Origin of the sequence: Rhodococcus sp. NJ-530 (assembly GCF_003860625.1) — a bacterium.
Classification (GTDB): Bacteria; Actinomycetota; Actinomycetes; order Mycobacteriales; family Mycobacteriaceae; genus Rhodococcus_F; species Rhodococcus_F qingshengii.
The window spans coordinates 5,990,393-6,010,919 of sequence record NZ_CP034152.1; the positions used below are offsets into that span (position 1 = coordinate 5,990,393).

The following is a 20,527-nucleotide window of genomic DNA, read 5'->3' on the forward strand; positions in this document are numbered from 1 at the left end:
CGCTAAATCAGGGACTTTGGTCCGAATATTCGACTTGGACGCTTATTTGGTGTCCGAATTGGGTAGTTTCACATCATCTAACTCGTTCAAAATTTCGATCCAGCGGTCACGTCCAGTGCAGCCAGTCGAACAGGAGTCGGATGAGCAGCCCATTTCGTGATGCCGCTGCAGTAACGCTCGACGCGTCTCACCGCGTCGGGCAAGCGCACGTGCCAGGCGCCGCACTCAACGGTCGTTTTCACCCGCCAACTGCCGTGAAAGGACTGGTCGCGCGTCCGCGCCTGCACCGCAAACTCACCGCATCCACTGCCACCAAAGGCTCAGGCCCCGGGCCTGTCGGGTTGCTCTCGGCTCCGGCCGGTGCGGGGAAGACCCTACTTCTGGCCGATTGGGCTCGCGAATATTCTCGAGCCTCCCCTGATGTTGCGTTGGCCTGGCTGACGTTGGCCGAGCGCGACAACAACGTGTCGATACTGTGTGAATCCCTCGCCGAGGCGATCGCGACCTCCGTCGATGCGGCCGGCCAGAGGCTCCCCGTGCAGACCGGATCCAGGCCGCCCGTCGAGCAGTGGCTCGCGCACTTTGCGGAAACCCTCGAAACGCACGAGCGCCGAACAACGTTGATCCTCGACGACGTTCACACCCTCCACGATCCGATGTCGATCGGTCTCCTCGATCGGATACTCACACAGACCCCGGGCAACCTGTCGATTATCGTTGCCGCCCGCTACGAACCACCGCTCACGTGGCATCGTCTGGCTCTCGACGGCCGACTCACCCGCTTTGCATCCACCGATCTCGCTTTCGATCGCTCCGAGATCACCGCGATATTCGGCGAGTACGACATCACGCTGCGCGACGACGAACTCGCAATCGTCGAGAACTTCACCAAGGGGTGGGGCGCCGTCGTTCGCCTGACCGCCGCGTTTCTGGCCGGCCGCAGTGACATCGGCGATGCACTGAACGAGTTCACGCACACACCCCGCCCGATCGCCGACTTTCTCGTCGACGAGGTACTGACGTCCTTGCCCGAACATGTCACCTCGTTCATGTTGCGAACATCGGTGGTCGATTCTTTCTCCGCCCAACTGGCGGAAACTCTGACGGACTCGAACGCTCTATCCGAGATCGACTCGCTGATTCAGTTCAACTTCCCCGTGACCCGTACCGATTCCGCCGACCACACAACGTGGTTCAGCTATCACCCTCTCTTGCGCGAGCACCTTCGGGCAGAGTTCCGTCGCGTCGATCACGTCGAGAGAAACCGCGTACACCTGCGAGCAGCAAGCTGGTTCGAAAGCAATCACTTCGAACTCGAGGCGCTCGAACTCGAGGTGTCGATCGGAGACCCACACCGCATTCTCGCGTTTCTCGAACGCTGCGGGCTGGGCCTCGTACTCGACGGGCACTGCGGGGACGTCGTGCGAGTCCTGGAATCGGTGTCGACGCAGGTCTCGGAATCCCCGATCACCCGACTGGTGCTGGCGGCGGCCGCCCTCCACTCCGGTGACGTGACCTCGGCGACCACGTGCCTCGATCTTCTCGAGGCAACTCATCCACCGATTGCAGAAGATCCATTGTTCCTGGCGATGAGCCTGGAAATCTCCTGCGTTACGGCGACTTCCGACAACGAGCCGCTGGCGGCACGTCTGGAGCGGCGCCAGAAAAGCACCCACTCCGACATCGAAGCCTACGCACACATGGAATTGGCGACGGCACACTTACTGCGACGTGAGTTCGACAGGGCGACTGTCGAATACACTCAAGCCGTCGCACTCGGGACAATACGGGGCAGGGCGCGATTCGTCTTGAAGTCGCTGACCGGACTGGGCTACGTAGCTTCTCTCAGCGGAGACATCGGGGCGATGAGGGCTCACTCCGTCTACGCTCTCGACTACGCGGTCGAACATCGCATCACGACGACTGCGGAGTACGAGTTGTCCGCGTCGGTGGCCGCCTTTGCCACATATCTCTGCGCTTCGAGCGAACTCCCGTACCGCATCCCGACAATCGGAAACTACCGGAGCACAGACGTTCTCGGCGCCAGCGCGCCGGTGTTCGGGTGGCACTCCGTCGTAACCTTCGGCCTTCACAGTCTCGACGGCTCGACCGACCGACGCTCGACCGCCGCCGATGTCCGCGACGCGATGCTCAGCGCGATCGAATTACGTACCTTCGCGTTCGCGACCTTGGCTCTTCTACCACCCGTCGTCCACGCATGCCTTTCCGTCGGCGAGGTGGAATGGGCAGCGAGACTCGTGCGTGACGCAGCCGATCAATTCGGAGAAACGTCGGAGATACATCTCGCACGGGGTGCCGTCGCCTTCTCGTCCAACAAGTTCGCGGAAGCACTCGTCGAAGTTTCCGAAGCTCTCGGGTCCTCCGAAATCCCGTTGCTCGCACATCACGTCTACGCCTGGACACTCGAAGCCGGGATCCACGCTGCAACAGGTCACGAGCGCAAGTCGTTTCGCTCCCTCCACAAAGCGCTGCGCGCCGCGGAAGCCGGTAGCCTGCTACGCCCCTTCCTCGACTACGGCGCATCCCTGCGGCCGGTGTTCGACGAGTTCAGTGGACATTTCGGCGATCAGGAAGCATTTGCCGAACAGGTACGTAGCCGCATTCGCCCACAAGAATTGGTGAGTGCACCGATCCTCACGCCAGGCGAATACACCGTGCTCCGTGAACTGGCTTCCGGAGACACCACCGAGTCCATTGCCGACACGCTGTTCCTTTCCGTCAACACCATCAAGACGCATCTTCGCGGGATCTATCGCAAGTTGGAAGTGAGCAACCGACGCGACGCGCTCAAGGCTGCGCGACGCGGCGGACTCATCTGAGCAAGACTGCTTCCATGCCCCCGAAGCTGTATTCCGATACGCGCGATCGATTGACCGTGTGGGCGAGACGTACACCCAGTCGACGGTTGGCGACTGATGCAACCATCGGGGTCTTCGAAGTCGGGCTCGTGGACAGCGCCATGACTTTGGCGGCCCAGGCCTTTACGTCATTGCTCCCGGTCATGATTGCAGCGTCGACCTTGGAGAAGCTGAAGCCGTTGGCTGATGCCGCCAAAGACGACCTCGGCGTCCAACTCCCCGACACCGTATTGACCAGTACCTCTACCGCGGCAGCGTTCGGGATTGTCGGCTTGCTCATGCTGCTGATCAGTTCCACGTCCTACGCTCGCGCTCTCGGCCGGATGTACGGACGGATCTGGAGCGTGCCGACGGCGACACTCCGTCAGGCGTGGCGGTGGTTCGCGGTAGTGTGCGTCGTGGCCGCGTCGGTGGTCGGTGCGGCCCTGTGCCGTGAACTGAATGGTGTTCCGGGAGTAGGCAGAGTCCTGGAGTTCACAGCGGTCTACGTCGTGTGGGCACTCGTGTGGACAGCCGTGCCCATGCTGCTGACGGCCAATCGCATGACCACTCGAATGTGCGTCGGGTCAGGATTGCTCACCGCGACGGGCCTGACCGGACTGCACGTGGCCGGCACTCTTTTCCTCCCCGAATGACAAAGACGTCGCAGGACGAGTTCGGTCTTCTGGGCGTGATGTTCACCGTCATCGGCTGGCTGTTCATCTTCTCGGCCATCGTGGTTGTCGCGTCGTCGATCGTCGGATCAGTGGCCAAAGATTCCGGTCCCCTGGGAATCTGGCTACGGACATCACGCTGAGGTGTTGTCTCGACCTGCAAGCGCTTGCGAGACGGTCGGATAGACGTCGACCTTCAGCGCGCCCTGGTCGGCACCGGACAGAACGTCGCGGAACTGCCCGATGTCGCGTGCCACTCGGAAGCTCACATTTCTGCGTGCCAACGAATCTCGAAGCTGAGCCAACATCTGCGCAGCGCTGACGTCGATGAACGGTGACGTCTCGGCGTCGAGAACGACCATGGTGGTGCCGGCGGTCACCAGACCGGTGATCTGATCACGCACGTGATCGGCATTGGCGAAGAACATCCCCGCTTCGACCCTGACCACTACGACGCCGTCGAGTGTCTTCAGATCAGGATGCCCACTGATGTCGACCCAGCGCGTGCCGTCCTTGGCCAGAGCGGCCACGTGCGGTTTGGAGACCCGATACAGGAGCAGCAACATCGAGACGGCGATTCCGATGATCAGACCGGGCAACGTGTCGAAGAGGAGAACCCCGAACATCGCCGCGATCGCCGCCGCGAAATCGGCCCGGGCAGCGTGCCCGTAGATACTGCCCAACCTCTTCGTCCACACCCGGTACAGCGCTGCGAGGGAGGAGAAATCGACCAGTTCGATCACTGCTGCGATGACCACAGCCGAGAGCGTCGCCTCTGGCAACTTCTCGAACAGGCCAGTGAGAAACAGCAGTGTCACCAGCGTCAGTGCCGCGACCACCAGTCCGCTGACCTGAGATTTGGCGCCCGCTCCTCCGTTGACAGCGGTCTTCGACAGGCTGCCGTTGACCACCATTCCCGAGCAGAGACCCGATCCGAGATTGGCCGCACCCAGTCCTGCCAGTTCACGATTGGCGTCGATGGTGTAGCCGGCCTTGGCCGCGTATGTCTTTGCAGCGCCAAGACCTTCGGCGAAACCGATGAGCAGAACGCCGACCGCCGGTCCGACCAGGTCGAGGTAGTCCTCAGCTCCCACACCGTTCGGCAGGCCCATCGACGGCAGGCCCGAGTCGATGTGTCCGACAATGTCGATGCCACGATCGTCGAGGCCGAACAACGCTACTGCGGTAATGCCCAGCAGCACGACGAGGAGCGAACCCGGTACGAGCGGAAGCCATCGCTTGACGCCCAGGACCATTGCCAGGCTGAGCAATCCGATGATCACGGTCGGTAGGTCGACCTCACCCAGTTCCTTCACCACTGTCCACGTCTGGACGAAGAAGTTTCCCTCACCCTTGTCCACGCCCAGGAGTTTGGGTACTTGACCGATGATGATCGTGAGCGCCAGACCGACGATGAATCCCTTGAGAACCGGCTCGGAGATGAAGGACGCGATGAATCCGAGGCGCATGAATCCTGCGAGCAATCCGACGAGCCCGGTCACGATCGCCAATGCCGCCGACAGCGCGATGAATCGGCCGTCGTTTCCTGAAGCCAATGGCGCAATCATCGCCGCGGACAACGCTGCGGTCGCCGACATCGGCCCGACGATCAGATGGCGCGAACTGCCGGCTGCTGCGTACAGAATCAATGACGGAACCGCAGCATAAAGCCCGACCACCGGCGGAACTCCGGCGATGGTGGCGTACGCGAGCGCTTCCGGAACAAGGACAGCCCACACCGTAAGGCCCGCAATGATGTCGGGGCGAAGCCAAGCGCGTTGATAGTCGGACAACGATCCGAAGACCCACCAGGTCCGCGTGTGCGGAGCACTCATAGTCCTTGCACCCCTTTACTGATCTGCATCGCCGCGATCAGGACGAGGAGCCCGACGTTCAGCAAGTGCGTGTTGGTGGCTATCCAGGTGCGGATCTTCAGCAGCGGTTCGGTTGCCTCGTCCTTCTTGATCAGCAGGAGGGCAACAGGTACCGCGACCGAGGTCACGGACACCAGCGAGAAGATCACGGCCGAGACGATCTGCGACGTCGGTGCCACAGTGCTGAGACGAAGGTTCATCGCTGCTGCGATGGCACACGACATGTCGATGGGGTTGAGAACGAACAGCGCGAAACCGAGCACACCGGATCGCATTGGTTGGAAGTGCTCAACCGATTGCAGCATCTTCGGCAGCTGAGGGGCCGCAGCCACAACGTCGCCAGGGACAACTGCAGCCGCCATCGCCTGAACCCCGCGACGACTGCGTGAGTAGACGAACCAGGCACCCGCCAGCAGAGTTGCCCCGAGAACGAGATGGATGATGGGCACCCACAGCGGAGGGTGTGTGCGCTGATGAACCTGGAGTGCGGTCAAGATGACGTACGAACCGGCCAGCGCGACAACTATTCCGAGATACCACCCGATCAGGTACGCAATGCTGTTGATACGCGCTCGTTCGGAAAACAGTACGGCCACAACGGCGACAACCGCCAGCGGGCTCATGATGATCCCGAGCGCCAGCGGGATCTGTTGCAGTAGCAGCGATCCCATAACTACCTCCAGTTGTCAGAGACCGCCGATGCCCTTGCCGATGAGAACAACACCGATAACCAGGATCAACACACTCATCACCGTGGCGTTGTTTTCCTGCAACCACACCTTCAGCTTGGCCAGCGGACCACGCAGTCGCTCCGCGGCAACGAGGTAGCCGATCACGGGCACGCACACTGTGCAGGCCGCGATGATCGTGAAAACCAGAATGGCGACAACAACTTCTCCGGAGCCCAATGACGCGGATCCGATCGAGATTCCGGCCGCGATACACATCATCAGATTCTTCGGATTGATCGCAGCCAGAGCGAAGCCCAAGCCGAGGCCTTTGACAGCGGTCATGTCATCGATGGCGTGCATCCACTTCGGGGTTTCGTGCTCGCCTCCGCGTCCGCGCCATTGCTTGACTCCGAACGCAAGAAGCAATACACCCAACGCCAGCTTGATCCACGACACTGTCGCTGACGGATCACCTTCGGAGTCACCGAGCTTGCTGGACAGAAGCACGAAGATCACGGTGGCGACGACGATTCCGAGTATCCAGCCCAGCGCGAACCCGACGCTCGTGCTGCCGGCACGCTTGGACAACAACATCAAGATTGCCGCGATGATCGGGATCGGCGATACCGCAACGCCGACCGCGAGGGGTAACAGATCCCCGATGACAGATCCCATGCCGACCTCTTCTCTCTCCCGGTCGACACTAGGGGTGGCGACTCTACGGAGCCTCACACAAAAGGGATGAACGGACCCGCGACGACATTCACCCGTAGGGGATGACGCCCCGAGCGCGTACGGGAGTAAGACTGGATCCCACGGATGCGGAGTCCTGGATCGGGCAGCGACGCCGATTGCACTTGACGACATGCGATTTCGAGGCTCGGAGCGCTGCCTTCTCGAACCTCATGGCCCTACGAAATGGAGCGGATACTGATGAATGCTCCCACTCGGTATCAATTCCTCATCGACGGCGAAGTGTCGGACCGCGTCAAGGCCGCATTTCCTGAACTCAGTGTCGCCAGTGCCGCCGGCGGGTTCACCAGTTTGTACGGACCCGTCGCGGACCACACGGCTATGCGGAGCATCATGGCCCGTCTCGATTCCCTCGGCCTGACCGTCGCCGAAATGCGTCGACTCCCAGACTGATCCGAGCCACACCCTGTCGAAATGTCCCACGCACGAGCGATGGTCCCGACCGAGTCGACTCGGTCGGGACCAACTGCTCTCGGGTTGTTCGGTGCCTAGACTCTGTCCCTGTCCCAGGTCGCGACCGCCCAGATCACAACGACATCGAGCGCGATGACCAGGATCGACCACAGTGGGTAATACGGCATCCACAAGAAGTTGGCGATGATCGAGAGCGACGCAATGACGATTGCCGCCGCCCTGGCCCACACTGCACCGGTGAAGAGGCCGAGGGCCACCACGATCCCGATGATGCCCAAGATGATGTGGATCCAACCCCACGTCGTGATGTCGAACTTGTACGTGTAGTTGATACCCACGACAAACAGATTGTTGTCAGCAACGGCCGCGATGCCCTGAAGCAGAGCGACAATGCCTGCGGTGAGCAGCAGAATTGCTGCTGCAAACGTCGTACCTACCGCGAAACCCTGCCGGACAGGGTGATTCGCGGGTTCCCGCGGTGGAGCAGTCATCAGCGTTCCTTTCGACAGAATGCACTTCCCTTACTCAGTCTCGAGGGGCTGGAAGGCGAAAACATCACCCGTCGCGGATGAACCGCAGGTCACCGACCCGTACCCGTTTGCCGGGATCGCAAACCAATGTTGGCAGACTGGCACTGTGCAACACACCGTAGTCGTGATCACCGATATCTATGCTCCACCGGCGGTGATCTTCGATCTCGAACTCGACATGGACGAACACTCGGCCTCGCTCCGCGCAACAGATGAGGTGGCAGTCACGAGTACGGGTAGATCGACGCTGGGAGAGGGCGACGAGGTGTCGTTCACTGCTCGGCATCTCGGGTGGAGATTCTCGATGACAAGCCGGATCACGCAGTACAACCGTCCGTACTCGTTCACAGACGAGCAGGTCCGCGGCCCGTTTGCCGCAATGCGGCACGAGCACGTCTTCGACGTTCAGCCGGGTGGGTGGACGCGGATGCATGACCGCTTCACGGTTACGGCCCCCTTCGGAGTGCTCGGACACCTGGCACTGAGGTTGGCTGTCGGCCCGTATCTGCGGCGCCTTCTCGAGCAACGCGCCGCGCACATCAAGGGCCGCGCAGAAGTCGGCACGCCTTTCATCGAGTGAACACCCGCTCTGACGCACCGCAGCGAGTGCTCACTCGACAAAACCTGTGTTCACTCAGCAGCAGTCGCACTCGTCACCGCTCTCGGGCACAGCCACAACCGGGCAGCACGGATCACCCTTCCACGCGTTGATGCCTTCTTTCACCGCGATGACGGCGATGACCAGTGCCGCAATCGGATCCGCCCACGACCAGCCGAGCAGCGAGTTGAGCAGCAAACCGACCAACAAGACAGCAGAGAGGTAAGTGCAGAGCAGCGTCTGCTTCGAATCCGCGACCGCCGACAGCGAACCCAACTCCCGACCGGCTCGGCGTTGCGCATAGGACAGAGCCGGCATGATCGCCAAACTCACCGCAGCCAAGAGTATTCCGACGCTCGTGTGCCGAGCTTCCCCCAGACCGAACAGCGACCGAATCGCGTCGAACGAGACATACGCAGCGAGCCCGAAGAACGAGAATGCGATCACTCGCAGTGCCGCCTTCTCACGGCTCGTCGGATCCGGCGCCGAGAACTGCCAGGCAACAGCTGCCGCCGAGGACACTTCGATCACCGAATCGAGGCCGAAACCGAACAGTGCTGCGGACGACACCCGTGTGCCCTCCGCCAGCGCGATGATCGCTTCGACGACGTTGTAGCTGATCGTGATCGCCACGAAGATGCGAATTCTTCTCGACAAGAGCGCACGCCGGTCAGTCGAGAGCCCGACACCGTCAACGGGCGCAACCATCAGCAGCACCCCTCTGATTCGCTGTCCGGGCAGTACGACGGATCCACCGCGAGTACGACCCCGAGCAGGTCGTCGAGGGCCCGACCGATATGTACATCGGCGAGTTCGTATCTGGTCCGGCGCCCTTCCGGGACGGCCACCACCAAGCCGCAACCGCGCAGGCAAGCCAGATGATTGGACAGCTTCTGCCTGGTCACAGCCAGTGTTTCAGCGAGGTCGGACGGATACCGGGGCGCGGTCTTCAGTTCGAGCAGTATCCGTGTCCGAGTCTCGTCGGACAGTGCATGCCCGAACCTCGCAAGCACCGCCACGTTGGTCACCACATCTACGCCCGCGATATCCATACGTGCGACAGTACATCGAAAACTGGATTCAGAAAACGATGAACTCCGATGGTTCAAGATCCCACCATCGGGTAACGCAAGCGTGAAGCCACCCAACCAGGCGAACACCGGGAGCCCACATCCGATGAACCGTACAAAAGTCGACGACCACGTAGCGATGGCCGAACTACCGACAACCGGAAGCATCTTCCAGGCCTCGTGGCCGGTGCGTACGGGTGACATCCACACCGACAAACAACTGCGCCTCGACGCGATCGCGCGCTACCTCCAAGACGCGGGCTTCGACAATCTCGTCGACCGCGGCGCCATGGATACACACCCGCTGTGGATGGTACGAAGAACGGTGATCGATGTACTCGAACCGGTCGTCTGGCCGGATCGAGTTCACCTGCAGCGCTGGTGTTCAGGCCTGTCGAACAAGTGGTGTTCGATGCGAGTTCGCATCAGATCCGATGGCGGCGGGTTGATCGAAACCGAGGCGTTCTGGATCAACATCGACCCGAAGACGGGAATGCCGGCATCCATCAGTGAGAAGTTCACCGCCGCCCTGGCATCGACGGCCGTGGACCAGCATCTTCACTGGCGTCGGTGGATCGACCCGACCCCGGACACGACGCCGTCAGCGGATACGCCATTCCCGTTGCGCTCGAGCGATTTCGACCCCTTCGATCACGTGAACAACGCAATCTACTGGCAGCCCGTGGAAGATGCGCTGCCCGACAGATTACGAAGCGGGCCCTTTCGCGCGATCCTCGAGTACACCCAGCCCATCAAGAGAGGTGAGCAGGTGAGCGTGCGAACCGGCACGAACACTCTGCACATCGACGCCGGTGACGAGGCACGTGCGTCGGCGCGGTGGTTCGCCTTGTCTCCGAAGAGCAACGATCAGGGGTGAAGTTTTCCGAATCCCACGACGGCAGAGTCGGATTGCCAGTCCAGATCATGAACCCGCACCTTGCCGAACTCGTTGCCGCCAACCGTGATCGCAGAGTTGCCGTCCACTGCCACAACGATGTTGGTGTGCTGACCGACCCATCTCGAACTGTCGTAGATCACCACATCACCCACGTTCGGGGTGTACCCGCTGCCGTTCTCGGCGTACGCGCCGATCCCTTGGTAATACTCCTGCAAGGTGTACACCCCCGGGATGCGCCAACTTCCGGAGTTCGGGTTGGACAACGGTCGACCCGCTTCCCTCATGATCCAGCTGACAAAGTCGGCGCACCACTCTTCGTCGATGCCGTCGGAATAGAAGGTGCCCGGACGGTCCTGCTCATGCTCGGATTGCAGTAGCTCGAGCACCCGACCTTGATCAGACGTGAGCGCACTCGCGTCCACCGCCGGGAACTCAGCCGTGTCCCAGGGCAGGTACCGCGATGGTGCGATCGCGACCACCACCACCCCAACCACGATCACGACGCCGAGCACCCCGGCAATCCAGAGCACGATGCGGCGTCGGCGGTTCGATTCGGCAGGACTCACCCTTACGAGTGTGCCAGCCTGCCGCGGACCGAATCGCCAACCACCCCGATGACCTGGCAATTCTCACCAAATTCACACGAATGTGCCACCAAACTATTGCGGTGGCACCAAAGTGGTGCCATAGTGATGCCATGGACTTGACACCGTACGTAGACAACCTTCGCCACGAACTCGCGGTGGCGGCCGAAGCAGGCGGAGAAGACGCAAAGGCACTCGCCGATCGTTTGACCGCACCGCTGGAATCAGCAGTGCGACTCACCCTTCTCGACGCATTGTCTGCGGCAGCCGCCGAGATCACGCGTGACCTCGCCCCGGGTTCGGTGGACCTGCGCCTGCGGGGACGCGAACCCGAATTCGTGGTGGCACCAGCCATCAGTGAACCGGTTCCAGCCCCCGTCGAAGAGGACCCGACTCCGGCACCGCGCCCCGTCACGGAGTCCGACGACGCCTCGATGACTCGAATCAACTTGCGGCTGGGGCAAGACCTCAAAGACCGGATCGAGGCGGCGGCCCGGGAAGCCGGTATCTCCGTCAACGCGTGGCTGGTTCGCTCGGCTGCAACGGCTCTGGAAGGCGGCGCGAACAGAAGCACTCCGAGACAGCGCACGTCCCAAGGTTCCGAAAGCTTCAGCGGCTGGGTGCACTGACACCGGCTTCATCTTTCGCACCACCCTCTTTCATCAACCGAGACAACCTCATCGGGAGTATCACCATGCCTACATTCAGCACACCTGACCCCATCACCTTGAACTTCGACGTGGCAGTCGCACAAATCCGGATCACGGCGAGCAGCCGCAACGACACTGTCGTGGAAGTGTTGCCCAGCAACTCGTCTCGCGAGGTCGACGTTCGAGTCGCCGAACAAACGCGCGTCGAATTCGCAGGTGGCCGGCTGCAGATCAAGACTCCGAAACAGCGCGGCCTCGGCATCTTCGGGAAGACAGGATCTGTGGACATCTCCGTTCAGCTTCCCTCCGGCTCGGAACTCGAAGGCACTGCCGCAGTTGCCAACCTCCGTAGCGAAGGCACTCTCGGACGATCACGGGTGAAGGTTTCCGCGGGCGATTGCACACTGGAAACCACCGGGCCGCTCAACGTCAGCACCGGGGCCGGCGCGATCATCGTCGAGCACGTGGCCGGTGACATCGACACGAGCACCGGGTCCGGAAGCATCCGCATCGGCCGCGTCGACGGCAACGCGGAGGTCAAGAACTCCAACGGCGACATCAACATCGGCACGATCACCGGCGCACTGAAGGCGAAGACCGCCAACGGCAGTGTCGCCGTCGAGCACGCCGAATCCGACGCGAGCGCCGCAACCGCCAACGGCGACATCCGTTTCGAGACCATCGAGAGTGGAGTCGTATCCGCCAAGACGGCCGCCGGGCGAATCCATATCGGCGTTCGATCCGGAACCGCCGCACGATTCGACGCTCATACGTCCTTCGGCCGCGTCGACAACCAGATGAATGCCACGCACGGTCCGGCTTCCACTGAACGCCGGGTAGACGTCCGGGCACACACCAGTTACGGCGACATCGTCATTCGACGTTCGGAGCCCCGAGAAGAATCCAACAAGAAGATCTAGCGAAAGGAACGCTGATGTCCCGTAAACCAGCCATCACCGCGACGGGCCTGAAGAAGGCCTACGACGACAAGACGGTACTGGACGGAATCGACATCTCCGTCGACCGCGGAACCGTCTTTGCGCTCCTCGGCCCCAACGGCGCCGGCAAGACCACCATCGTGGAAATTCTCTCGACCCTCGTTCCGGCAGACGGCGGCAACATCCGCATCGCCGGGTACAACCCTTCCGACGATCCCGACGCGGTGCGTTCGCGCATCGGCGTCACCGGGCAGTTCTCAGCGGTCGACGACTATCTGTCCGGTGAGGAAAACCTTCTCCTCATGGCCGACCTGCACCATCTCGGCAAGGACGAACGTCGAACGCGCACTGAAGAACTCCTGAAGAAGTTCGATCTGATCGACTCCGCGGACAAGCTGGCGTCGACCTACTCGGGCGGCATGCGTCGACGGCTCGACCTGGCAATGACGTTGATCGGACGACCGGAGATCATCTTCCTGGACGAGCCCACCACCGGCCTCGACCCCCGAAGCCGACGCACCATGTGGCAGATCATCCGGGAGTTGGTCGAGGGCGGTGTCACCATCTTCCTCACGACCCAGTACCTCGAGGAAGCTGATCAACTGGCCGACCACATCGCCGTCCTCGATCAGGGACGGATCGTCGCCCAAGGTACGGCAGCGGAACTCAAACGGCACATCCCCGGCGGCCACATTCGTCTTCACTTCTTCGACCGAGATCAGCTCGATTCTGCTGCAGCTGTTTTCGACGAATCATCACGTGATGATGCCGCCTACGTCCTCCAGGTCCCCAGCGACGGGGGTGTCCGCTCGCTGCGCTCTCTTCTCGACCAACTCGACGCTCACTCGATCGACGTCAAGGAACTCTCCGTGCACACACCCGACCTGGACGACGTGTTCCTGACTCTGACCGCCACCGAAAGGACCGACGCGCGATGACCACCATGACGCTTGCCTATCAGGACTCGAAAACCATGCTGCGTCGCAGCATTCGACACATCCTTCGATATCCGTCGATGACGGTGATGCTCGTCGGAATGCCAGTCGTTTTCCTACTGCTGTTCGTCTACGTGCTCGGCGGAACGCTCGGGAACGGCCTCGGCCCCGGCGGTGGCGGCCGAGCCGAGTATGTCAATTACGTTGCACCGGCGATTATTCTGATGACCGTGGCATCAGCGGCACAAGGTACTGCCATCTCCGTCGCAACCGATATGACCGCCGGGATCATTGCACGATTCCGAACGATGGCGATCACGCGCACGTCCGTCCTGACCGGTCACGTTCTCGGCAGCCTCCTTCAGACGATCGTGAGCCTCGTTGTCGTCATCGCCGTAGCGATAGCCGTCGGCTTCCGGCCCACTGCAGGCTTCGTGGAGTGGGCCGCGACGTTTGCACTCCTCGTCCTGGTCTCCATCGCCATGATCTGGTTGTCGGTCGCCTTCGGCCTCGTCAGCAAGAGTGTCGAGACGGCCAGCAACCTTCCAATGGTGTTGATCCTCTTGCCGTTCCTGGGAAGCGGCTTTGTCCCCACCGACTCGATGCCGACCGTGTTGCGATGGTTCGCCGAGTATCAGCCGTTCACTCCGATCATCGAGACTCTTCGAGGACTTCTTCTCGGCGAAGCCATCGGAAACAACGCGATACTCGCGATCGGATGGTGCGTCGCAATCACCTTCCTCTCCTACCTCTGGGCACGGAGTTTGTTCAACCGACGCCCGGTGCGCTGACCTCGAAACACACGATCTTCGAGAACAGGTACGGTGTCGCTGTCGTCGAGTTCCGAGGCGATGGCGACGTCGTGTGGAAACCCCATGGCGATCAACTCACGTCCTGAGGCACAGTGCCGCAGGCGGTCCTCGTACGAATCCGCCACCGCCGCCCACGCATCCGCCGCCATCCGAGCCTCGGGCGATACGTGGCCGTCCCAACCAGCAGCGGTCAGCGCCGTGACAACCGCACCGGCACCCCACAGATCCTCCACCGCCGGGCGCAACTCTCCACCGGGCCACTTCTCCCCGGATGCGACTATCGCAACCCGCGATCCCGGACCATGTTCGTGCACAATCCAATCCGCGACGGCATAAGCGTTCCTCAAGGAAGCGCCGACACACACCGCAACCTCGGACGCCAACGCAAACGCGATAGTCGACCCGTTCGGCGACGGCAGCACCAGCCGACTTGGCGCCTCGGTCTCGCGAATCGTCTTGGGAGACAGACTGATCTGACCCTCTCTGGCCACACTTCGCCGTACAGCCAGAACCGCATCGGCATCACGCGCGTAGTCGACCGCACTCTCGTCATTCCAGGAAAAGGGAAGTACGTCGATTCCCGCGTCGGCGGCAACGCTCAGCGTCGTCGTGAACGAGAGAACGTCTACCACCACTGCCACATCGACGCCGGCAGCAATCGCTTCGGCGCCGCGCAACCCCCAGTCGAATCGAAGTCCGTAATCGAGTTGGCGATGCTCCGGATTCATCGCACCAGCATCTCAGAAACGAATCAGCTTGTCCGGCACGCGCAAGTCATCGTGCTCGTACAGTGCTCGCACGGCAACGGGATCGTCGGCGGCGCACACCGCGGCGACATCGTCCAACAGTAGGTCGTAGTCGGCGCCTGTCTTTCCGTCGTAGGCGTCCGTCATACGACCCCACTCGTCCCACGGCAGAGTTTCGACCTTGTTCATCGCGGCAAGATCCTTCACTGCGTTGCCGCGGATCTCGGCCGGCCCCCAGTTCTCGGTGCCGTACACCCCGAACTGGGACCCGTCGATCACGCCGCGTCGATACGCCAGCCACGCCTCACCACCACTGAGGAATTCTCCCGGCTGCAGGTTATGGGCGTGAGGAAGGACGTTTTGTCCGAGGATCTCCGAATCGATGCGGATCCACCGCTTGCCGGCGTCGTCCCAGTACTCGGTGATCCAGTGGTCCACGCCCTGTCCCGGTTGAAAGTAGGTGGCAAAACCACAGCGGACGCGAGCGGCAATTCCGCGATAGCGCAGAAACGCACAACTCAAAACAGCAAAGTGCCGACAGGTTCCGACGAGCCGCTTGTCGGGTTCTCGGGCGGAGGTCACCGGTGCCGGATCGAGCGCAAGCAGGCGTTGAAGCAGAACGCTTGCCGGCCGGATCTGGTTTTCGTCGAATCAGTCGGTGGGCAGATTCAGCGACCGTGCATCGGTGGGTTGGACCACCAGGTACGGCACTACCCGGCATATTTGCATGGGGTCGGTGGGGAGCGACTCGAGGGCGAGCATGTCCACCCCGTCGATGCGGGTGAACGGTCCTGCTGATGTGTAGTCGAGAACCGCCGTCATGGGCGGAGGTTAACAAACACTGCCGACACAGCAACTCCACTATGGTTAGGGTCCCATAACCATGAAACCCGAGGTTGCCGTGAACCCTATGTTGAGCCGCCGTGCCATGCTGTCCGTCACCTTCGCAACAGCAGCCGGTTTCGCCCTTGCTGCCTGCGGCGACAGTGCGAAAGACGAATCCACTCCCGGCACCGAAGGTGCTCACGCCGAGGTCAACGCCTTCCCGGTGACGATCGACCACAAGTTCGGCTCCACCACCATCGAGCAGGCACCCAGCCGCATCGCAGCGGTCGGTATCGGCGACGCGGACGTTTTGCTTTCCCTCGGGCTGACGCCCGTCCTGGTCCCGGTGTGGAAGGGATCGACCGACGACGGAATCGGCGTCTGGGCCGACTCCGCAGTCCAGGGCGCCGAGCCGACGCCATTGGCCAACGCCACCACCGATTTCGACATCGAAACGATCGTGGCTGCAGCGCCTGACCTGATCATCGCCGTCAACAACGCGATCGACGAGGATCTGTACAAGCAGCTCAGCGCCATCGCGCCGACGGTGCTGCACGCCGCCGATCAGACGGATTGGGTTCTGCCCTGGCAGGAAGTCACGACCCGCATCGGTACGGCTGTGGGCGTTCCCGCGCAGGCAAAGAAGGAGGTCCAGGAAGTCGAAGACCTCATCGTTCGCACCCGCGCGGAGAACCCCCAGTTCGAAGGCAAGACAGCAGCTCTCGTCATTCGCTGGAGCGACGGAAATCTGCGAGCGTTCAGCCCCGAGGCAGCGCGGGCTCAGCTGCTCACGCAATTGGGATTCACGGCGCCTGCCGCACTGAAGGATCGGTTCGCGGGCAAGCTGAACTACGAGATCTCCGCCGAGAACTACGACCTCCTCGAGTGCGACTACCTGCTCTTCGACAACTACGAGAAGGCTCGCGCCGAGATGGAGTCGCAGCCGGCGTTCACCAATCTGAACGTGGTCGAGACCGGAGGCCTGATCAGCTTGGACCCCATCGTCAGTGACGCGGTGTCCATGCCGAACCCACTCACCATTCCGTTTGTGCTGGAAGATTTCGTCGCAAAGATCAATCAGACGATCGCTGGTCGATAACTTTCGTTCGGCCTGACCACACCCACAACACCACAGCCGACACGGCCACGCAGAGCGCAACGATCACCCATGGTGACGCCGGCGCTGCGTGGCCGTTGTCGACGAGGTCGTACACGAATCCGACTCCCACGGTTCCCAGGAGCGCGAGCAGACCGCCGATCGTGTTGAGCATGCCGAAGTGCGCTCCGAGGTTGCTTTCACGACCGAGGATCGCGATGGTGTCTCGCATCGGCGGCACCATCAACATCTGTCCCAGGTGCAGCAGCCCGATCCACACCGCCAGACCGACTATCTGCGTCGACGCCGAAGCTGCGGAGTCGACGCCGGTGACCAGCGGAACCAGGAACGACACCGAAATGAGCACAAGCCCGAAGGTGATCGCGCGCCGATGCCCGATGCGGTGGGCAACCGCGACCGTCGGTCCCTGCCCGACGATCACCAACACCGCCGCGCCCACGTAGAACCATCCCAGCGCCGACTGCGAACCGATTCCGCGCTCGAGCTGTTCCGGAAGCATCAGGTACAGCTGGCTGTACGCAACCAGCTGAAAACTGCAGAGCGTCGCGAAGAGCAGAAAGTTGTTGTTGGTCAGGACACTTCGCCAGACGTCGCGCAGCGTATAGGTCGACACCGGGCCGTCGTGGGCATCGCCCGGTCGGGGGAACCAGATGAAGAACCCGACCCACATGATCGCGAAGAGCAACGCGGCGCTCGACGCCGTCCACGAGAACGGAAACATCAGGAGAGCAGCTCCCAGCGCCGGACCGATCACTGTTCCCAGGCGGCTGCACATCTGTTCCACTGCAAACAAATCGGTACGACGCATAACTCCGGCGGACTCGAGTTCGCGTCCGTACTCCGCGTTGGCCGACTCCACTGCGGGCGCGAAGAGCGCGGCAGCAAAGCCGACCAGGAGCACGCCGACGATCACGGCGCTCATGCTTTCTGCCAGACCGAGCATCAGAAAACCGACTACACGAACGGCTATGCCCAGCAGGATGATCGGACGCTTGCCGAACCTGTCGGCGAGGCTTCCACCGATGAAGAACATGCCCTGCTGACTGAACATCCGCAATCCGAGGACGAGGCCGACAATCCAGGCCGCAAATCCGAGGTCCTCCGAAAGGTGCACCGCCAGAAAGGGGACAACCAGATAGAACCCGATGTTAAACAGCACCATCGAGAGGAGGAGCAGCTTCACCACCGGCGGCAGGACACGAACCTTCGCGAAGGTCTTGTTACCGGGGAAACGCTCACTGAGTACCACGATCAGAAGACTATTGCCCGCACGGCGTTCTGTGGAAATCTGCCATTTTACAATTGGTTAACTGTCCGTTTAGGTAGCGATGGTAATCATCTTCCGGGGGTTCGAGCACACGACAACGAGAGCCGGGATTTGATGAATGGATTGACGCGCCGCCAGATGGTCAAGGCGATGGCGGTAGCCGCGGGCACAGTCACCGCGAGCGCATTTACATTGGGTGCCAATACCTCCGTCGCGGGGGCGAGCCCCGCGCAGGAGATCAAAGTGCTCTCCCTCAACACCTGGCACGGCGGAACCAAGATCAACGGTGGCCTGCAGCTGATCGCCGACATGATCATCTCGACACAGGCGTCGATAGTTCTCCTGTCGGAAGCCGGCACTGCGACAACTGCATTGGCCGACATGCTGACCAAATCAGGAACCACCTTCTACGGAGCAGCGTCCTCCGACGTGGGGATTCTCTCCAAGTTTCCGATCGAGGAAACAGCCGACCTGAACTCGATGATCAAGGCAGTCGTGACGGTCGACGGCAAACAAATCGCTGCTTACTCGGCACATCTGGCCTACACGTCCTACGCGACGTATCTACCGCGCGGATACGGCGCGGGTGTTCCCAAGCCCGGAGAGTTCTCCGAGTTCGGCTGGAACAAGATGCCGTCCGGTCCGGTCACGGACCCCGAGACGGTTCAGCGTGTGAACGTCAATTCGGGACGACCCAAGGCAATTTCGACGTTCGTCGACGATGCGGCAAAAGAACGGGCCAAGGGCAGATCCGTCATCCTCGGTGGCGATTTCAACGAACCGTCGGCCCTGGATTGGACCGACGGCACGCGAAATCTGTTCGACCACAACGGTGTAGTCGTTCCTTGGGAATCCACCCGCCTGCTCGACCAAGCCGGATTCGTCGACGCTTACCGCAGTAAGTACCCGAACCCGGCCACACACCCGGGCTTCACCTGGCCGTCCGACAATCCCGACGTCGACACCTCACAGCTCACCTGGGCACCCGAGGCAGACGAACGCGATCGGATCGACTACATCTTCGCCGATCGCGCTTCGGACCTGAAGCTGGGATCCGTCGGGATCATCGGCCCGCGAAAGACGATCGTGCACAACCAAAGAGTGGAAGAGAACTCCCAGGACAACTTCATCGCTTCGCCGACGCCGTGGCCGACCGATCACAAAGCCGTTCTTGCGACGTATCGTTTTGCCAGCTTCGGCGGCGGATCATCGACCGGTTCGTGGAGCGGTTCCTGACAGGGCATCTCGTAGCCAGTCGATCATCATCGGCGTCAACTCGGGCAGCTTGGTCACTGCGCAGTGCCCCGCATCCGGGATGACGTGTACCTGAGTGTTCGGGCGCTCCTCGAAGAGGGTGGTGTCCGAGAGCGGAATGTGAACGTCGTCGGCCCCGTTGACCACAAGCATCGGGGTCCGGCCGTCGTCTGCGGTCATCAAGGCACTGCGATCGAAAGCACGCAGACCCTGTACCAGTGCATCTTTGGTTGCCGGCGCATCGAAACCCAGTGCGTTTCCGACGATGTCACCCATGCCGTAGACCAGGCGCTCCGCGTTCGCGGTCTCGAACGCGCCCTTGACCGGAGCGCCGATGTTGATCACCGCATCGACGGCGCCGGTCAACCCCGACCGCACGGCGAAGTTGCCACCGAAGGAGACTCCCAGGTGTGCCACCTGGCCATTGCCGAGGGCGCGAGCCGTCGCCACCAGTCCGTCGATCACCTCGTCACCGAAAGCGTCGAGAGGAACCGGTGATTCACCAGTTCCCGGCTGGTCGAAGGCAACAACAGTCACTCCGGCGTTCTTCGCGAACGCACTGACCAACGGATGCATGTCCATCTTCCAGCCGTCGACGCCGCCGCTGAGCAACAGGGCGGGCGCATCCGCGTACCTTCCGTCCACGGAGAGAATGTGTACCGGTAGCTCGATCTCGCCGGATCGGTAGGGCAGGGACAGGATTCGACGCTCGAACTCGAGCCCGAATCCCGGTGCTGCCTTGACGTATTCGTCCACCTGATTCTGCAGGGCCCGGCGCCGCGAATCGTTGGCCAGGACGGGGAACTTGGCGATTCCGTAGATCATCGCCGCGAGTGAATGATTGCCGTCGGCGGAGTACTTTGCTGCCAACGCCGACCACTCGTACGACCAACCACCCGGCGCGTCGGCCCAGGTCGAGTGGATGGACGCGCGCAGTTCCTCGAGATCCGAGACGGGGAGCCCGAAGCTCAGAAACTGTCCTGTGCGCTCTTCGAAGAGGCCTCGGTGATCGACAGGAAATTCGTATGACATGGGAAAACACCCCTCAATTCATCTCTA

General features: G+C 61.6%; 24 protein-coding genes. 12 read left to right on the plus strand and 12 right to left on the minus strand.

Annotation, left to right across the window (positions count from 1 at the left end):
* Positions 1-140 precede the first annotated feature (140 nt).
* The 3 genes from EHW12_RS27995 to EHW12_RS35500 are packed head-to-tail and all read left to right on the plus strand — an operon-like array spanning position 141 to position 3,675.
* Positions 141-2,840 carry a LuxR C-terminal-related transcriptional regulator gene (locus EHW12_RS27995; RefSeq protein WP_083056301.1) on the plus strand — a complete coding sequence of 900 codons (2,700 nt, stop codon included), beginning with the start codon at positions 141-143 and terminating at the stop codon, positions 2,838-2,840.
* Between the two features lie 14 nt (positions 2,841-2,854).
* The gene (locus tag EHW12_RS28000; protein WP_241199062.1) at positions 2,855-3,514 is read left to right on the plus strand and encodes a hypothetical protein; all 660 of its coding nucleotides are present in this window, start codon (positions 2,855-2,857) and stop codon (positions 3,512-3,514) included.
* The gene (locus tag EHW12_RS35500; protein WP_241199063.1) at positions 3,511-3,675 is read left to right on the plus strand and encodes a hypothetical protein; all 165 of its coding nucleotides are present in this window, start codon (positions 3,511-3,513) and stop codon (positions 3,673-3,675) included. Before EHW12_RS28000 ends, EHW12_RS35500 begins: the two co-directional genes overlap by 4 nt.
* Here EHW12_RS35500 and EHW12_RS28005 read toward each other — a convergent pair.
* The 3 genes from EHW12_RS28005 to EHW12_RS28015 are packed head-to-tail and all read right to left on the minus strand — an operon-like array spanning position 3,667 to position 6,752.
* Positions 3,667-5,367: a SulP family inorganic anion transporter gene (locus EHW12_RS28005; RefSeq protein ID WP_003942854.1), complete on the minus strand. Its 1,701-nt coding sequence runs from the start codon at positions 5,365-5,367 to the stop codon at positions 3,667-3,669. The two genes, EHW12_RS35500 and EHW12_RS28005, sit on opposite strands and share 9 nt — an antisense overlap.
* The gene (locus EHW12_RS28010) at positions 5,364-6,077 is read right to left on the minus strand and encodes a GAP family protein (protein ID WP_058226844.1); all 714 of its coding nucleotides are present in this window, start codon (positions 6,075-6,077) and stop codon (positions 5,364-5,366) included. The genes EHW12_RS28005 and EHW12_RS28010 overlap by 4 nt, the downstream gene beginning before the upstream one ends.
* A gap of 15 nt (positions 6,078-6,092) precedes the next feature.
* A complete protein-coding gene (locus EHW12_RS28015; RefSeq protein ID WP_007730384.1) occupies positions 6,093-6,752 on the minus strand; it encodes a GAP family protein in 660 nt (219 codons plus the stop codon).
* Positions 6,753-7,010: 258 nt separating this feature from the next.
* Here EHW12_RS28015 and EHW12_RS28020 point away from each other — a divergent pair, with 258 nt between their 5' ends.
* Complete coding sequence (locus EHW12_RS28020) at positions 7,011-7,223, plus strand: hypothetical protein (protein ID WP_003943015.1); 213 nt, start codon at positions 7,011-7,013, stop codon at positions 7,221-7,223.
* A 95-nt stretch (positions 7,224-7,318) separates the two neighbouring features.
* On the opposite strand, the gene EHW12_RS28025 is transcribed toward EHW12_RS28020, so the two are convergent.
* Positions 7,319-7,735, minus strand: coding sequence for a hypothetical protein (locus tag EHW12_RS28025; protein ID WP_003943077.1), 417 nt, complete (start codon positions 7,733-7,735; stop codon positions 7,319-7,321).
* Between the two features lie 145 nt (positions 7,736-7,880).
* Between EHW12_RS28025 and EHW12_RS28030 the strand changes: the two genes are divergently transcribed.
* Positions 7,881-8,354, plus strand: a complete 474-nt coding sequence (locus tag EHW12_RS28030; protein ID WP_051649717.1) for an SRPBCC family protein — start codon at positions 7,881-7,883, stop codon at positions 8,352-8,354.
* A gap of 54 nt (positions 8,355-8,408) precedes the next feature.
* Here EHW12_RS28030 and EHW12_RS28035 read toward each other — a convergent pair whose 3' ends face one another.
* Together EHW12_RS28035 and EHW12_RS28040 are read right to left on the minus strand one after the other, a co-directional pair.
* Positions 8,409-9,080, minus strand: coding sequence for a cation transporter (locus EHW12_RS28035; RefSeq protein ID WP_238704792.1), 672 nt, complete (start codon positions 9,078-9,080; stop codon positions 8,409-8,411).
* A complete protein-coding gene (locus EHW12_RS28040) occupies positions 9,080-9,424 on the minus strand; it encodes a metalloregulator ArsR/SmtB family transcription factor (protein WP_063315505.1) in 345 nt (114 codons plus the stop codon). Before EHW12_RS28040 ends, EHW12_RS28035 begins: the two co-directional genes overlap by 1 nt.
* A gap of 124 nt (positions 9,425-9,548) precedes the next feature.
* On the opposite strand from EHW12_RS28040, the gene EHW12_RS28045 reads away from it, so the two are divergent.
* Positions 9,549-10,319 carry an acyl-ACP thioesterase domain-containing protein gene (locus EHW12_RS28045; protein ID WP_003943026.1) on the plus strand — a complete coding sequence of 257 codons (771 nt, stop codon included), beginning with the start codon at positions 9,549-9,551 and terminating at the stop codon, positions 10,317-10,319.
* Here EHW12_RS28045 and EHW12_RS28050 read toward each other — a convergent pair.
* On the minus strand, positions 10,310-10,906 hold the full coding sequence (locus EHW12_RS28050; protein ID WP_030536161.1) for a CHAP domain-containing protein: 597 nt from the start codon (positions 10,904-10,906) through the stop codon (positions 10,310-10,312). The two genes, EHW12_RS28045 and EHW12_RS28050, sit on opposite strands and share 10 nt — an antisense overlap.
* Positions 10,907-11,037: 131 nt before the next feature.
* On the opposite strand from EHW12_RS28050, the gene EHW12_RS28055 reads away from it, so the two are divergent.
* The 4 genes from EHW12_RS28055 (at position 11,038) to EHW12_RS28070 (ending at position 14,238) form a co-directional block, all read left to right on the plus strand.
* On the plus strand, positions 11,038-11,553 hold the full coding sequence (locus tag EHW12_RS28055) for a toxin-antitoxin system HicB family antitoxin (protein WP_007730367.1): 516 nt from the start codon (positions 11,038-11,040) through the stop codon (positions 11,551-11,553).
* 65 nt (positions 11,554-11,618) lie between these two features.
* Positions 11,619-12,494 (plus strand): DUF4097 family beta strand repeat-containing protein, encoded by an 876-nt coding sequence (locus EHW12_RS28060; RefSeq protein ID WP_075834742.1) that lies wholly within the window; start codon positions 11,619-11,621, stop codon positions 12,492-12,494.
* A 14-nt stretch (positions 12,495-12,508) separates the two neighbouring features.
* Positions 12,509-13,450: a daunorubicin resistance protein DrrA family ABC transporter ATP-binding protein gene (locus tag EHW12_RS28065; protein WP_007730361.1), complete on the plus strand. Its 942-nt coding sequence runs from the start codon at positions 12,509-12,511 to the stop codon at positions 13,448-13,450.
* Positions 13,447-14,238, plus strand: a complete 792-nt coding sequence (locus EHW12_RS28070; RefSeq protein WP_054780764.1) for an ABC transporter permease — start codon at positions 13,447-13,449, stop codon at positions 14,236-14,238. The genes EHW12_RS28065 and EHW12_RS28070 overlap by 4 nt, the downstream gene beginning before the upstream one ends.
* Here the strand turns inward: EHW12_RS28070 and EHW12_RS28075 are convergent.
* The 3 genes from EHW12_RS28075 to EHW12_RS35510 all read right to left on the minus strand — a co-directional run bounded on the left by EHW12_RS28075 (position 14,193) and on the right by EHW12_RS35510 (position 15,827).
* Positions 14,193-14,987, minus strand: coding sequence for a 2-phosphosulfolactate phosphatase (locus tag EHW12_RS28075; protein WP_125052282.1), 795 nt, complete (start codon positions 14,985-14,987; stop codon positions 14,193-14,195). The genes EHW12_RS28070 and EHW12_RS28075 overlap by 46 nt on opposite strands.
* A 12-nt stretch (positions 14,988-14,999) precedes the next feature.
* Positions 15,000-15,587: a transglutaminase domain-containing protein gene (locus EHW12_RS35505; RefSeq protein ID WP_265154287.1), complete on the minus strand. Its 588-nt coding sequence runs from the start codon at positions 15,585-15,587 to the stop codon at positions 15,000-15,002.
* Between the two features lie 69 nt (positions 15,588-15,656).
* Complete coding sequence (locus tag EHW12_RS35510; protein WP_241199065.1) at positions 15,657-15,827, minus strand: hypothetical protein; 171 nt, start codon at positions 15,825-15,827, stop codon at positions 15,657-15,659.
* An 88-nt stretch (positions 15,828-15,915) separates the two neighbouring features.
* On the opposite strand from EHW12_RS35510, the gene EHW12_RS28085 reads away from it, so the two are divergent.
* A complete protein-coding gene (locus EHW12_RS28085; protein WP_231917411.1) occupies positions 15,916-16,929 on the plus strand; it encodes an ABC transporter substrate-binding protein in 1,014 nt (337 codons plus the stop codon).
* Here EHW12_RS28085 and EHW12_RS28090 read toward each other — a convergent pair.
* On the minus strand, positions 16,904-18,196 hold the full coding sequence (locus EHW12_RS28090; protein ID WP_007730351.1) for an MFS transporter: 1,293 nt from the start codon (positions 18,194-18,196) through the stop codon (positions 16,904-16,906). The genes EHW12_RS28085 and EHW12_RS28090 overlap by 26 nt on opposite strands.
* A gap of 132 nt (positions 18,197-18,328) precedes the next feature.
* Between EHW12_RS28090 and EHW12_RS28095 the strand changes: the two genes are divergently transcribed.
* The gene (locus tag EHW12_RS28095; protein WP_125052284.1) at positions 18,329-19,450 is read left to right on the plus strand and encodes an endonuclease/exonuclease/phosphatase family protein; all 1,122 of its coding nucleotides are present in this window, start codon (positions 18,329-18,331) and stop codon (positions 19,448-19,450) included.
* Here the strand turns inward: EHW12_RS28095 and EHW12_RS28100 are convergent.
* Positions 19,421-20,500 carry an alpha/beta fold hydrolase gene (locus EHW12_RS28100; RefSeq protein WP_125052286.1) on the minus strand — a complete coding sequence of 360 codons (1,080 nt, stop codon included), beginning with the start codon at positions 20,498-20,500 and terminating at the stop codon, positions 19,421-19,423. The genes EHW12_RS28095 and EHW12_RS28100 overlap by 30 nt on opposite strands.
* Positions 20,501-20,527 lie beyond the last annotated feature (27 nt).